This is a genomic window from Streptococcus criceti HS-6 (genome assembly GCF_000187975.2).
GTDB classification, from domain to species: Bacteria; Bacillota; Bacilli; order Lactobacillales; family Streptococcaceae; genus Streptococcus; species Streptococcus criceti.
On sequence record NZ_AEUV02000002.1, the window covers coordinates 1,169,945 to 1,184,196 of the forward strand.

General features: G+C 40.7%; 8 protein-coding genes and 1 pseudogene. 6 read left to right on the forward strand and 3 right to left on the reverse strand.

Going from position 1 to position 14,252, the window contains the following annotated elements; translation table 11 throughout:
- Window positions 1-512 precede the first annotated feature (512 nt).
- The 4 genes from STRCR_RS05580 to STRCR_RS05590 all read left to right on the forward strand — a co-directional run bounded on the left by STRCR_RS05580 (window position 513) and on the right by STRCR_RS05590 (window position 5,733).
- Window positions 513-1,484 carry a glycosyltransferase family 2 protein gene (locus STRCR_RS05580; protein WP_004226652.1) on the forward strand — a complete coding sequence of 324 codons (972 nt, stop codon included), beginning with the start codon at window positions 513-515 and terminating at the stop codon, window positions 1,482-1,484.
- A 555-nt stretch (window positions 1,485-2,039) separates the two neighbouring features.
- On the forward strand, window positions 2,040-2,180 hold the full coding sequence (locus tag STRCR_RS12315; RefSeq protein WP_004226972.1) for a hypothetical protein: 141 nt from the start codon (window positions 2,040-2,042) through the stop codon (window positions 2,178-2,180).
- Window positions 2,181-2,213: 33 nt separating this feature from the next.
- Window positions 2,214-3,338 (forward strand): peptidoglycan DD-metalloendopeptidase family protein, encoded by a 1,125-nt coding sequence (locus STRCR_RS11345; protein WP_004227641.1) that lies wholly within the window; start codon window positions 2,214-2,216, stop codon window positions 3,336-3,338.
- A 538-nt stretch (window positions 3,339-3,876) separates the two neighbouring features.
- Window positions 3,877-5,733, forward strand: a complete 1,857-nt coding sequence (locus tag STRCR_RS05590) for an RICIN domain-containing protein (protein ID WP_004229629.1) — start codon at window positions 3,877-3,879, stop codon at window positions 5,731-5,733.
- Between the two features lie 907 nt (window positions 5,734-6,640).
- Here the strand turns inward: STRCR_RS05590 and STRCR_RS12510 are convergent.
- The 3 genes and pseudogenes from STRCR_RS12510 to STRCR_RS05605 all read right to left on the reverse strand — a co-directional run.
- Window positions 6,641-6,746, reverse strand: a pseudogene (locus tag STRCR_RS12510) (carboxymuconolactone decarboxylase family protein); the annotation flags it as partial.
- Window positions 6,747-7,244: 498 nt separating this feature from the next.
- Window positions 7,245-7,898, reverse strand: coding sequence for an HAD family hydrolase (locus STRCR_RS05600; protein ID WP_004228484.1), 654 nt, complete (start codon window positions 7,896-7,898; stop codon window positions 7,245-7,247).
- A gap of 113 nt (window positions 7,899-8,011) precedes the next feature.
- Complete coding sequence (locus tag STRCR_RS05605; protein WP_004227371.1) at window positions 8,012-9,664, reverse strand: Rqc2 family fibronectin-binding protein; 1,653 nt, start codon at window positions 9,662-9,664, stop codon at window positions 8,012-8,014.
- 160 nt (window positions 9,665-9,824) lie between these two features.
- On the opposite strand from STRCR_RS05605, the gene STRCR_RS05610 reads away from it, so the two are divergent.
- Together STRCR_RS05610 and STRCR_RS05615 are read left to right on the forward strand one after the other, a co-directional pair.
- Entirely contained in the window at window positions 9,825-11,009 is a 1,185-nt protein-coding gene (locus STRCR_RS05610; RefSeq protein WP_004226318.1) for a metallophosphoesterase family protein, read from the forward strand.
- Window positions 11,006-14,182, forward strand: a complete 3,177-nt coding sequence (locus STRCR_RS05615; RefSeq protein WP_003048885.1) for an SbcC/MukB-like Walker B domain-containing protein — start codon at window positions 11,006-11,008, stop codon at window positions 14,180-14,182. Before STRCR_RS05610 ends, STRCR_RS05615 begins: the two co-directional genes overlap by 4 nt.
- The last annotated feature ends 70 nt before the right edge of the window (window positions 14,183-14,252 follow it).

The window sequence follows — 14,252 nt, forward strand, 5'->3', positions numbered from 1 at the left end:
TTGCTAATAGGATTATTGGTATGTTATACTAAACAAGAGTTAGTTTAATTAGTGTAACAGGAATAAGAAAGCATAAAAGTCACCTGTTGTTATACACCGTTACAACGAAGCATGATTTTACCTTCTTAATCGATAGCTCCAAGAGGTTGTACATTTTAGATCCTAGGAGAAGTGGTCAGTTATCCTGATGTTTAGTTTGTCTTATTTTCATAATTTTGAAAAAGGAGCTGAACTTTTAGCGAGCCCTGGAAAGGTGTGTGGTGATCATATTATTGTTATAGATGTTGCCCACCTCCCTCTGAGCTCCCATCTGAGATGTACAAGAAGATCAAGAGAGGCGTGTCATGTGTCATTGGGCGAGGTGGACAAGATTGGAATGTGGCCCCTATCATTCGTTCTTTGCTAATTTTTGTCGAGATTAAACATCAGTCCTTTTACACTATTAAAGAGTGAGCAGCATTTTAAATGGCTATTTTGTTGTTTGGCAGTGAAGGTTAGAGAGAGGAATTGAAATGACTATAAAACCTAGGTTATGTATTGTTATCCCTTGTTATAATGAGGAAAAAGTCCTTCCTATTACAGAGCCAATCTTTGTAAAAAAATTGCTTGAGTTAATTGATAAGGAAAAAATTTCAGAAGATAGTAGAATTTTATTTGTAAATGATGGTAGTAAAGATAAGACTTGGGCGTTAATTGAGAGCTATGCTAATGAGTCTGAGCATATCACTGGAATTTCTCAAAGCAGGAATCGTGGACATCAAAATGCTGTTTATGCAGGGCTTATGGAGTCCAAAGATAAGTTTGATATTACTATTTCTATTGATTGTGATGGTCAAGATGACATTAATGCAATGGATCAGATGGTAAATGAGTATTTAGACGGCTCTGAAATAGTCTATGGTGTTCGGGATAATCGTGATACTGATACTTTTTTTAAAAAGGCGACTGCTCAAGGCTTTTACAAAGTCTTAAATTTAATGGGTGTTGAGTCAGTCTATAATCATGCTGATTATCGCTTAGTTTCCAGTAAGGTTTTGAAAGAATTTGCAAACTTTAAAGAAGTAAATCTCTTCTTAAGAGGGATGTTTCCGCTTGTCGGTTTTAAGAGTACGAGTGTTTTTTATAAACGCCATGAGCGTCTTGCTGGCGAGTCTAAATATCCTTTAAGTAAAATGATAAATCTTGCTATTGATGGTATTACAAGCTTGAGTGTGAAGCCTATCCGTTTAATTGCCGCTCTAGGTTTGATTGTAGCGGGCTTTAGTTTTTTAGCGATCGTTTGGATCTTAGTTCAATACTTTTTGGGACATACTGTCAGTGGATGGGCGAGTAATTTAGCTTTAGTGATGATGGTTTCTGGTATACAATTGGTTAGCTTGGGGGTCATTGGTGAGTATATTGGAAAAATTTACTTGGAAGTCAAAGAACGGCCTAAGTATATTATTTCTGATAGAGTGGGCGATAAAGATAGTAAAAAAGGTTAGTAGTTGTTAAGTGTTAAAACTTAATATTATAATTAGAGTTTCTTTAGTTGAAGCTCTTTTTTTGCTTTCCGTCGTGTAGGTAGGTCGGAATTTTATACTTGTAGAAAATTCCTGAATTTTTTAAGTTCATGATAATTTTCTGATATCTCAAGGATTATTAAGTTTTTTTTAAGCAGAGGGGGGGGTATACTATATTAGTACTGCGCAGTACTAATACGGCTTTTTTAAGACTCAATATTGCAGCTAGATTCTTTTATAATTTGTTTTATTACTGATTTACAAATTACTCAATGATTTAAGTAAGAGAGTAATTTATAGGCGAAAATTTTTTAGTAATAGACTATGACCAAGAAGATTTCTAATGGGCATAAATTAATTTTATGTGACTGAAAAATACTGCTGTAATCTGTGGTAAGAATTAAAATGACTACGTCGTAACCTATTTTATTGGTAGAATATTTAAGTTCTATAAAGAGTTGTTTTATAAAAGACTGGACTTATGACAATGACGAAATTAATTCAGAAATTTTATTTTAATATTCAAAAGTAGATACTATGACAAGTTATCAGAAGAAACAGCGTAAGCATCAATTAAAGAGGTCGGCTTATTTCAATCGCTTAGCCGTAGCAGGTTTAACAACTGTAGCAGTTGGAGCTGTAACTCTGTCATCAGGCTTTGTTCATGCTGACGAATAAACGGTAACTGGTGGATCATCGGATAGTATTAACTTGATTAGCAAGCAGGATACAAATCAAGGACAGGTTCAAGATCAAACAAATCAGATGACTGCAGAAAGTCAGATTGATTCCGAAAATTATCGGCAAGTTCAGGTTGCAGCAAATCAAGTTACTCAAGATTCCGCAATTGAAAGTCAAACAGGAATCGAATCAGAAAAAGTTTCAGAAATTACTGAAGAAAATGTTCAAACAAAGTCTGAAGTTAGTCCTGCAAAAGATGTTTCAGTAAAACCAGAAGTTGGTCAGGAGACAAGTCAAAATAATCAGGAAGAAAATTTGAGTGTCAAAAGAGCTTCAGTTGCTGCAACTGTTGTGAAACCTGTTACAGCAGCAACGGATTCTACTTATACTTTGCCTGTTCAAGGACCAATATCGGCTGGATTTAATGGCTATCCTGGTCATGGTGGTATTGATTATGCTGTTCCTGAAGGAACCCCTGTGCATGCTGCACGAGATGGTGTAGTAAAAGTTGCAGGTGCCAATCATCCTTGGATGGGCTGGCAAGGAGGAAATGCTGTTCTAATTCAGCATCCAGATGGCATGCATACAGGTTATGCTCATTTGTCACGAATTATTGTCTCGGTTGGCCAACAAGTCAGTCAAGGTCAGGTAATTGGTTATTCTGGTAGCACTGGTTTGGTTACTGGGCCTCATCTTCATTTCGAAATGCTATCAACTAACCCAAACTTTAGAAATGGTTATTCTGGTCGTATTGATCCAACACCTTATATTTCTAATGCATTATTTCAAGCTTCACCGACTCCAAGTGTTAATCGTTACAATGTGGCAGAACTTGCTGCTCAAACTGATAAAACTATCTCTGATGGTGATTATCATATAGTTCTTGCATCTAACCCTGAGTTTGGAATAGATGTTTCTGGAGCAGGCTCTGCAAATGGGACTAATATTCAACTCTATAGAAATACTACATTTGATAATCAGGTATTTACTGTTTCTTACTTAGGTGGTGGCTATTATAAACTGATTCATAAGACTACAGGGAAGGCTCTGGATGTAGCTGGTGGCTCTTCTGCTTCAGGGACTAATGTTCAGCTCTACTTCCGTAATGGCAGTAAATCACAAGCTTGGAAATTTGTTCCGGTGAGGAATGATTAATATAATTACGAAATGGGAACTGCTAACGAATCGTTAAGATAGCTCTTAGAAAATCCGACCTTCTTATAGGAATGTCAGATTTTTGTAGTATGATGCCTTTGTCTTAAGTCTGTTTAGCCTGTGTTCAGTTACAATAAGTCACAAAGCTATTAAGTTCTCCAAAGGAAGTAGAAAATGATGTGTTGATTGATTAAGTATCTAACGATATTTACCTACAGAACACTGGAAGAGGTGATGAATAAACTTTAGGAAATTATTCAAGAATTATACAGATTTGCTTTAAAACCAATTGTTTATTGGGAACGGATTTAAATCAATATAGAGAGCTTTATCCTTTATTTACAGTATAAATCCATGAGTTACTCCAAATTTTAGAGAATTTTTAATCGTCTTACGAATAAATAAGTGAAGCCATTGGTGCGCTTTTGAATAATTTGAAATCTCACTGTTGTTTTTAGCAGCTAACTATAATTTCAAAAGTTACTTCAAAGATTGTAATGGTTTTGCAAAAAGTAATGCATATGCGAGGAGGTTTCTTATGACACGAAACAAAATGAAAACACGTAAGCATGAACTCAAAAAGCAGGCTTATTTGGCTGGTCTTACGACAATGGTTGTAGGAGCAGTGGCACTGTCGTCAGGATTTGTCCATGCTGATGAGCAAACAGTAACTAGTAATTCCTCAGATACAGTAAGCTTAATTACGAAACAAGAGGGAAATCAGGAACAAGCTCAAAATCAAGCAAGTCCAGAAACTGCAAGTAATCATGCTAATTCTGAGGATCAGCAACTAATTCAAGATACAACTAATCAAAATAGCCAAAATTTAGCAGTAAATGAAAGTCAAGTAACAATTGAATCAGAAAAGGTATCTAAACAAAATGTTCAAGTCGAGGTTGAAGATGCCCCTGTTCAGGCTGTCTCAGGAAATCCAGAAATGAGTAATGAGCCAGCTCAAGAAAGTCAAAAAGAAGGGGGTCCAGTTATCAAAAGAGCTTCGGTTGCTGCTGTCGTAGAAAGAAAGTCAGTTAATACAGTATCAGCTGCAAGAGGAGATGATTACCCAGCTTATCTTAAAAATGCAGTACCCGATAGTGTGATTGATCCTTGGAGGCTATATAATCGGGAATGTACTTCTTTTACAGCTTGGCGTTTAAGCTCTGTTAATGGTTTCACCATTCCTGGCGCCTATGGTCACGGTGGGCAATGGGGCTACCGTGCTCGTCGTGAAGGTTATCGCGTTGATAATAGTCCTGCTATTGGTTCGGTTGGTTGGTTAGAAGATGGTTCTTACGGACATGTTGCATGGATTTCAAATGTGATAGGTGATAATGTTGAAATTGAGGAATATAATTATGGCTGGAATTACAACTATCATAAACGTATAGCCCATAAAAGCGCTTTTACAGGATATATACATTTCAAGGATTTGGTAGTTACTTCAAAACCAACCGATGGTCGATATGATATTGCTACTTTAGTGCCAAGTGATAGAACCATATCAGATGGGGATTATCATATTGTTCTTGCATCTAACCCTGAGTTTGGAATAGATGTTTCTGGAGCAGGTTCTGCAAATGGGACTAATATTCAACTTTATAGAAATACTACATTTGATAATCAGATATTTACTGTTTCTTTCTTAGGAGATGGCTTTTATAAACTTGTTCATAAGGCTACAGGGAAAGCTTTAGATGTAAATGCTGGATCAACTAAAAATGGAACTAATGTGCAACTATGGGAATCAAATGGGACAGAAGCACAGCAGTGGGTTATCAAGCAAAGTAGTGGCAATAATACGTATGAGATAGTATCACGTAGAAATGGTCTGGTTCTAGATGTTGCTAATGGCACGGTAGCTAATAATAGTAACCTACAAGTGTATATTCCCAACCAGTCGGCAGCTCAGAAGTTTAAGTTTATAGCTGTTGATAAGGATGCAAAACGCACAGTTGCGGATGGCGATTACCATATTGTCTCTGCTTTAGATGAAAATATGGCTTTAGATGTTGAAAATGAATCAAAGGAAGATGGTGCTAATATTCAAATTTACCCTAATCTGACTAATTCTAAGGAAGTCTTTCATGTGCAATATCTGAATAATGGCTATTACACGATTACTCATACCTACTCAGGTAAAATGATTGATGATTCAGGCAATGGAACTTTTAATGGAAATAATATTTCGATAATCACACCTAATGGCTCTGAAAGTCAGCAATGGATGATTAAGGCAAGTACTATTAATGGCTTTTTTGAAATAGTTTCCAAGCGTAAGGATAAAGTTTTAGATATTTCTGGAGGTGTTGCTAATCCAAGGACAAATGTGCAGCTTTATTCTCGCAACAATACTAAGGCACAAGCTTGGAAATTCATTCCGGTGAAGAAGGATTAAATCAGATCAACTGAAAAAGTCACGAGCTAATTGTTATTAGTTTGTGGCTTTTTAGAAAGATATCCTGTGTTTATACTCAGTTAAAATCAAAACTTTCATTTTCGCTTCTTTCTTAAAAAGTGCGGACGCAAGAAGAAATTATCCAGTGGATGATTTCTTGGAATCCAAGGAGTTTCATTGCTATATTTTGAGCCTAATCTAAGATACAAAGGGCGTTAAAAACGACTAGGATTTTAGGAAGGTGACGCCGTGTGTTTGCACACAAGGAAACTTATCTAAATCCCGAGTTTTTAGCTTGTGTTCAATTAGTCTCAAAATGTCCGTTGGGCTTGGGACAAAAGTCCTAAGCTTGATTCTGTCGTGCAGTACTAAACTATTGACGCAGTGATTGGAGTCCTTATCTTGGGGCGCATCCCTATTTTCAGGCGCCCCTCTTAAACAGTCCACTGGACTGTTTAAGAAAATCAAGATCAACTGTGCGGAGGTGGGATGGAAATGCTCCAGTGGAGTTTGGCAGTCTATCCACAGACTGCTAAAGCCTGCCGCCTTAAAACAGAGAAGCGGCAGGGAGGTCCGAGCCTTAAAATAAGAAGGCGAAGAAAATCGAAATTGCTATTTTATGACGATTTACCGATTTTTGTCCCACTCTCGAATACCACTAAAACGAAAGAAGCGTTTTAGTTTCACTGTATTTTTAGTCTTTTAATGATATTAAATTTTTTAAAGTGAAAGTTTTGAATTTAAATCAGTATTATTATCCCAGACTTTCAGAGTCGGGTGGAGGGTGTTTAAGCTTTAGACTAGCTGGTGTGAAGAGTAATGTTTGTCAGGCTAGCAGTGGTGTCGTCTGTGATCATCTTGAATTTTACAGAGTAAGCTAAAGAAAGGACAATAATGTTCGAAGTGGAACGGTCAAGAGATAATATGTTTTCAAAACAATGTCCTCAATTCCAATATTCACCAAAAAGAATGTCATCGCTAAAATGGGCAAAATCAGGAGCGGAGTCTCCCAGTTGGTCAGCTTAGCGGCTTGTTTTAATAGTCATATTCGCCTCTTAATCCCTAAGAGCTTGATAGTTGCTGTCAGGAACTTCTTCCAATCGAACATGTTTAAGCCCTTGCCAGCCCCCTTAAGGGAAGGTGGCTAAACCAAGAGTTAGACTTGTTTAGGTTTGTATAGGAATGATGACGAATCCTGCTTTTAGTTCAACGGCTCCTTGTTCTCTTTCTAATATCAATTTTTCTAGTTGGTGATGAGGACTTGATTGCTACTCTAACTAGCCTTGTGAATGGCGGTATTCATATTCGAGTTGAGAGTGACACTATAGAAGTGTGGTACCTAAAATTTTGAGGTAGGGCTGATTATTAAAGAGTCGGATGTAGTTACCATTGCTGCCCCCAGTCCAAAAGCATTGACCTAATCAGCTTCTTCCTTTTTGTGGTTATAAAGACCGTAAAAGGTAGGTTTAGATAAGGAAACTCCCCTTTCACAAGTTGAAAAGGGAGTCTTTTTAGTTCAAGAGGATTTTTTTCAAATCTTTAAAATCTTTGGCAATAGCAGTAGCGCCGGCTTCCTCCAGTTCTTCTTTGCTACCAAAACCCAATAGGAGTCCGATAGCAGATAAACTGTTGGCTCTAGCTCCTTCGACATCGTACTTGCGGTCGCCAACCATGATGGCCCGATTGGTGTTTTGTATGCCAGCTTTCTTGAGAACATAGGCAATGACTTCAGACTTTTGACTACGGCTGTCATTTAGAGTAGCACCAGCAATGACGGTGAAGTAGGAGCTGATATCGAAATAGTCGAGGATCTGTTTGACGAAAACTTCCGGTTTAGAAGAGGCGACTAAGAGAGTCTTACCAGCATCCTTGAGGTCGTGGAGAAGTTCTTTAGTCCCTGGTAGAAGTCGGTTTTCCTTCCAGCCATTGTCCGAAAAATACTGGCGATAGTAGCTAATCGCTTCTTGGGTTTCTGACTCAGAAAGACCACAGAAGTCTTGAAAGGATTGACTCAAAGGTGGCCCGATAAATGTCATTAGGTCACTTTTAGGGGGGAGGGCAAGGCCTAACTTTTTAAAGGCATAAGCCAGACTGTTGATAATGCCTGTCTGGGAATCCGTTAGGGTCCCGTCTAGGTCAAAAATAATGGTTTGATAGTTTGTCATAGGTTTACGTCTATAGTGGGGTTGGGGATGTAGATGCGATGGGCTTGTGATGGTGTTAGTTGCTAAGTTGTCCAGTTTCGATTCTCTTTAATTGAGAGGCGTCGAATAAAAATTTATCTAATTTTCATAGCTTGGATTTTTTCTTCATTTGGTGTGACCCGTAAGGTCTTTTGGCCAGTATAGGTGACAAAGCCGGGTTTGGCTCCACTTGGTTTATGGAGCTTCTTGTTGTCAATCATATCGACCTGAACGAGATTAGAGAGGCGAGCCTTAGAGTAGTAGGCAGCTAGTTCGGCAGCGTCAGTCTTGACTTCATCAGAAGGCTCCAGATTGTCCCTGATGATGACATGGCTGCCGGGAATATCTTTGGCGTGGAACCACAGTTCACCTTTTTTGGCCATTTTGAAGGTTAGCTCTTCATTTTGCAGGTTGTTACGGCCGACCATGATAATGGTCTTGCCATCGCTGGCTAAGTATTGTTCAGGTTTTTTACGTTTCTGCTGTTTATCGTGTTTGCGGCGGCGAATAAAGCCAGTTTCTACCAGTTCTTCACGGATTTCTGCAATTTCGTCCAATGAGGCTTGGGACAGAGCTAGTTCAACGGATTCCAAGTAGGAGATGGTCTGTTTGGTCTCTTCAATTAGACCCTTGAGGTGTTTAACAGCTTCCTTGAGTTTCTGATATTTTTTGAAATACTTCTGAGCGTTCTGGCTGGGGCTGAGGCTGAGGTCTAGGGCAATGGTGATCTTCTCACCTGTGTAGTAGTTGTCCAGCTCAACCTTATCCTTATTATTGGGGACCAGATTGAGATAGGTGGTTAAGAGTTCACCTTTTTGACGGAAACTTTCAGCTTTTTCTGTGGCTGCTAGCTCCTTCTTTTGCTTAATTAGTTTCTTTTTATTTTTTTCCAAATCATTTTGCACCCGATGAATGAGGTCGCTGGCCTGTTGGGCCACACGGTCTCGCTCAGCTTTGTCCTGATAGTAGTAGTCCATCAGTTCGGATAAACTGGGAAAGTCCATTTGATTATCACTAAAAGCTACAGGAGCAAAGCTCTTTTCAGTCAGAGTAGGTTGGCAGGATTGATTAAAGAAGGTCCGAAAGTTTTTAAGTTTATCTGACTCCAATTGCTTGGCCAATTCCTGAGCGGTATCGCCTCCCAAACCCTGAAAGCGTCTTTGTAGACTCTTGGGACTCAAATCCTCAGTCTGTAAAATTTCAAAGAGCCGATCTTCCTTGACCGTGAAGGGATTGAGAGCATCGGTCTTGGGTGGGGTGATATAGGTTGATCCTGGCAGAATGGTCCGATAGCTATTCTGCGAAAAGCCAATGTGTTTGATAGCTTCAATAATCTTGCCCTCGGCCTTGTCCAAGAGAATGATATTGCTGTGCTTGCCCATGATTTCAACCATCAAGGTTACCCTGACTTGGTCACCGATTTCATTTTTGTTAGAAATGGTCAGCTCCAAAACTCGGTCATTCTCTAGTTGCTGCAGGTCTTCAATGACCGCTCCCTGCAGGTATTTTCGCATAATCATAGTATAGGTATTGGGATTTTTCGGATTCTGAAAATCAGTCTTGGTCACCTGAACCCGACCAAAGACAGGATGGGCTGATAGCAGTAATTTGTAATTTTGCCGATTGTTGCGAATGGTTAGGACTAACTCTCTTTCAAAGGGCTGGTTGACCTTTTGGATGCGACCGTAAAGAATTTGATCGCGAAGCTCCTGAGTTAGATAATGTAAGAAAAAGCCATCGAATGACATAGTGTTGATTTCCTCATCTTTTCTTGAAATGTACTTCTCTTATTATAGCACAGAAAATTAACCTTAAGCTGTCAGTAAAGATTAGATATAAAATGGTTGTTAGTTTAAAAACTTTCATCTTTCTGCTATAATGAATTTAAATAAAAAATGGAGTACAGGTATGAAACTACTACACACTGCTGATTGGCATATTGGCCGTCAGCTCAATAATAACGGCCTCAGCCTTTTGGACGATCAGGCTTATGTCTTACAGCAAATTCTGGATTTGGCTAAGAAAGAAGCGGTTGATGGGGTTATCATTGCAGGAGACCTCTATGATAGGGGACTGCCTCCGGTTGAGGCGGTCAATCTCTTTAACCAAATTCTCAATCGTTTCCTTTTTGAAGCTAAGATTCCTGTCTATGCTATTACGGGCAATCATGATTCGGCCAAACGCTTGGAGTTTGGTCAGGAATTTTTTAAGCGCCAAGGATTTTATCTGGTTTCCAATTTGGCCGATAGTTTTCAGCCGATTGAGCTGGAAGGGGTTCAGATTTTTCTTTTGCCCTTTATCGACCCTATTGATGCTAAAATCTACTACCAAGATTCTGAGATTTCGACTATGAATCAGGCAATCAGCCGGATTGTGACTGATATGAAAAAGCTTTTTAATCCAGCTAAAAAGCAGATTTTGGTAACTCATTTTGCAGTCAGCCAAGGGGCAGATGATAGTGCTTTGCGGGAACAGATGCTTTCAGAAACGACCAGAACTGTTGGTGGGCTGACAACCTTGACTAGTGATCTTTTTGATGATTTTGCCTATGTGGCTTTGGGACATATCCATACCCGCTTCGCCTCGCCGTCTGAGACGGTTGCCTATAGCGGCAGCCCTTTGATTTTCAACAAGGATGAAGCTAAGCGCAAGGATATTAAAGGAGTCTATCTGGTTGAGATTTCTAATGACAGCGTCAGCAAGACCTTCCATCCGCTCAAACCTTATAAGGACTTTTTGGTTTTGGAGGCTCCTTATCATGATTTGCTGAATCAGGACTTTTATGAAGCCTATCCAAGGAAAGTGGCTCGCTTTGCCTTTGACATCCTGGCGGAAGACAGGAAAGAGTTGGAAGGGATCAACGTCCGAGCCCAGCTGGAAGAGATTTACGGAGAAGAAATCATTGACTTGCGAATCAAGGAGACCAAGGCCAGAGTCAGATCTAGCCGGGCTGGTTTTAATCCCACCAAGTCAAAATTGTCTGAGGATCAGCTAATTGCAACGTTTTTTTCGGAGATGACCGGAGGCGATCAGCTCTCAGCCTATCAACAAGCCTTGGTTCAGGAGTTATTAGGAAGGGGTGAAGAGAAATGAAGCCGATTCGCATTGAAATGACTAACTTTGGTCCCTATCGTCGAGAAGTTCTTGATTTCTCTTCTCTTGACGAAAATAGTCTCTTTCTTATCAGTGGCCGAACAGGAGCTGGTAAGTCCAGTATTTTCGATGCTATGGTCTACGCTCTCTATGACAAGACATCGGGCGACCGTCCTGTTAATGAACTGCGCTCAAGCTTTGCAGGGTTCAAGGATCCTAGAACCAAGGTAGTTTTCTACTTTGAGCATCATAATCAGCTCTATCGTTTAGAGCGGGAGCTGGATTTAAAACCTCGAAAGGGGCTTGATCGAGGCAAGGGAATCGGTACTAGCAAAGCTAACTTGGCGGTTGTTGATGGTGTCGGTGGTTTGGAGCTGGATAAATTGGCTGGCAAACCTAAGGATACTAATCAGGCTGTTGTTGATTTGCTGGGGCTGACTAGTGAACAGTTCAAACAGATTATTCTCCTGCCCCAATACCAATTCAGCCAGTTTCTCAAGTCACCAACCAGTGAGAAGATTCCTATTTTGCGGCAAATTTTTGGGACTCAGGTCTTCGCCAAATTTGAGGAAGATTTGGCCCAGAAATGGTCTCTGGCCAGACAGGAGCAAAGGCAGTTTCAAACGAATTTAGAGGCTCATTTTGCCAGTCAGATTTGGACACCAGAAGAACGGGCGACATTTGCTGAATTGACTAATGAGCAACGACTTTCTCAGATCCAGAAACTGTTAAAGGACTATCAAGAGGAGCTGACAGCAGCTAGGCAGAAAAAAGCAGTGGCTGAAAAAAGTGCTAGGGAGGCGGATTTGGCTTACCAAGCTGCCCAAGGTCTATCCGCCCAATTTCAGGACCGTCAGAGCAAGCAAGCCCAGTACCAAGAGCAGATTGTGGATCAGGCTGAAGATTATCAAGAAAAACAAGCCAAATTAAACCAGCTGAATTTTGCGGCAGGTTTGTCCGATTTAGTCAAGGAAGAAAACAGTAAACAAAGAAGAGTCCAAGAGCTAGACCGTTCACTGACCAATTTACAGGAAGATCTCGCTAAAAAAAGGGAGGAGCTAGAACCGTTAGAAAAGCAACTGGCGACGTTGCAAGAACAGGAAGTTGAGGCAGAAGAAAGTCAGGCAGAAATTGAAAATCTGAGTTTGGCTTTGAGTGGTGCCCAGACGCTGGCCAAACAAACTGCTGAGTTGACAGCAGCTGAGTTAGGATTGAAAAAATTAGTGGATGACCAGAAAAAATTGGTTAACCAAGAGCAAGAACTTAGCCAGAGCAAGGCTGATCTTGAAGCAAGTTTGATCTCTGAGCAAGAGCTGCAGGCTTTGAAGGAGATTCGGCAGGAGGCTCAGTATTTGATAGATGGCGACTTGTCAGATAGCTTACAAAAATTAGCTCAGCTGCAAAAAGAGAGCGAGTCCCTCTCTGACCGTCAGACGGCTACTGGCCAAGCTCAAGATAGGCTGGAAAGTGAATTGGCTGATTTACGGTCTCAGCTTAAGGCCATGAAGCAAGCCCAACTCAAACTGATGGTAGCCAAGCTTCAGACAGAATTAGAGGACGGCAGTCCTTGCCCGGTCTGTGGTTCATTTGATCATCCAGGTATCCAAGTTGGGTCGGTTGATGAAGAGACTTTAGTCGATCTCTCTCAAAAAGTGGAGGATTTAGAAGCACAATTAGTTAATAAGCAGAAGGCCCTGCAAGTTAAACAGTTTGAAGCCGGCCAGCTAAAGAGTCAACTGAGTGATAATCGAAGAACAAGGAAAGATTTGCAAGAAAACTTATCATCCAGCTACCAAATCTTGCAAGAGAGAGTATCCAGCTATTTGAGCGATTTTATTTGGGAAGCCACCTATTCTGACCGTTTTGGTCAGGCGCTTAAAGATTATCTTGATCAACAGTACCAAGATAGTTCTGCCAAGAAAACCAAGCAAGATCGACAGCTAGAGCAACTGATTCAGGATTTAGCGAGCTTGGATCAAATCAAGCAAAAACTCCAGCAAGAAAGCGCTGGTCTGTCGGGTCAGATTAAAACGTTGAAGCAGAGCCAAAACCAACTCAATGGGGCATACCCAGAACTTAAAACACCGGACTATTATCAACAAGAGATTGCTAATCGCAGAGGAGCTTATCGACAATTTCGCAAAGAACTTGAAGCTTGTCAGAAGAAAGTGGCTAGTCAGAAAGAAGCCTTGTCCAGCCTCCAAGGTCGACTGGCTAGTTTGACTGAGAGTTTGCAGACTAACCAAGCAGATCTTAAAGCCCTGACTGAACAGCTAGAGAGTCAGTTAGCAGATTCCAAATCCCTGACTCATGAACGCTCTGAGCTTCAAGGATGGTTGACAGACCTAGCAGCAGGTCAGCAATTGACCCTGCAAGCTTGGTTGACTGAGTATCAGCAACGTCGCCAAGGTTTGGAGGCCAGTTTAGCGGATCTCAACCAATCTCTAGCGAATCAGAGCGAACCTGATTTGTCAGCTCTGGCTCAGCAAAAAGAAGAGGCAGAATCTGCTCTTAATCAGGCTGCTAGTCAACTAGCCCTCAGTCAGCACCATCGGGACCAAGTTGTCCAGTTAGTGGCTGAGATTGAGAATCTAGTGGCCAAAGCTGGCCATCATTTGGAAGAATTTAGCCAGCTGACCCAGCTTAAAAATATCATCAGCGGAACTGAAACAGGTAGTCAGCGACTTAAGCTGGAAACCTATGTTATCCGAGCCTACTTGGAGGAAATTCTAACTTATGCGAATGACCATTACATCGGCTTGCTCAGTAACCAGCAGTTTGAATTTTTGATTGGTAAGGAAGGGTCTGGTAACAGTCAATCGGGTCTGGAAATCAATATCTACGATCGAACCAATAACAAGGAACTGCCGGCTGCTTCCCTGTCTGGTGGTGAAACCTTTATTGCTTCGCTGGCTATTGCTTTGTCTATGTCAGAGGTCGTACAAAATACTAGCAATGGGGCCTTGGTTGAAACCCTCTTTATTGACGAAGGTTTTGGTTCTCTCGATGAGGATACTTTAGATAAAGCTATCGCTGTTTTGGAACAAATCGGACAAAATCGGATGGTCGGTGTCATCAGCCATGTTAAGGAAATGAAGGACACCATTCAACAGCAGGTCCTCATTGACAAGGGGCTTGATGGTTCCAGCCGGATCAAGGTGAAAGCGGGCTAGTTTTTTAGGTCGATGCAGTTTGGCAAGGGGTGGGACCAACTGCCCCCTTGGCTTGCTAAATTTTCTGAAA

Bases quoted from the DNA above. Each gene is read 5' to 3' on its own strand.
- STRCR_RS05580 (WP_004226652.1), top strand. From the start codon at position 513: ATGACTATAAAACCTAGGTTATGTATTGTTATCCCTTGTTATAATGAG.
- STRCR_RS12315 (WP_004226972.1), top strand. From the start codon at position 2,040: ATGACAAGTTATCAGAAGAAACAGCGTAAGCATCAATTAAAGAGGTCG.
- STRCR_RS05590 (WP_004229629.1), top strand. From the start codon at position 3,877: ATGACACGAAACAAAATGAAAACACGTAAGCATGAACTCAAAAAGCAG.
- STRCR_RS05600 (WP_004228484.1), bottom strand. From the start codon at position 7,898: ATGACAAACTATCAAACCATTATTTTTGACCTAGACGGGACCCTAACG.
- STRCR_RS05605 (WP_004227371.1), bottom strand. From the start codon at position 9,664: ATGTCATTCGATGGCTTTTTCTTACATTATCTAACTCAGGAGCTTCGC.
- STRCR_RS05610 (WP_004226318.1), top strand. From the start codon at position 9,825: ATGAAACTACTACACACTGCTGATTGGCATATTGGCCGTCAGCTCAAT.
- STRCR_RS05615 (WP_003048885.1), top strand. From the start codon at position 11,006: ATGAAGCCGATTCGCATTGAAATGACTAACTTTGGTCCCTATCGTCGA.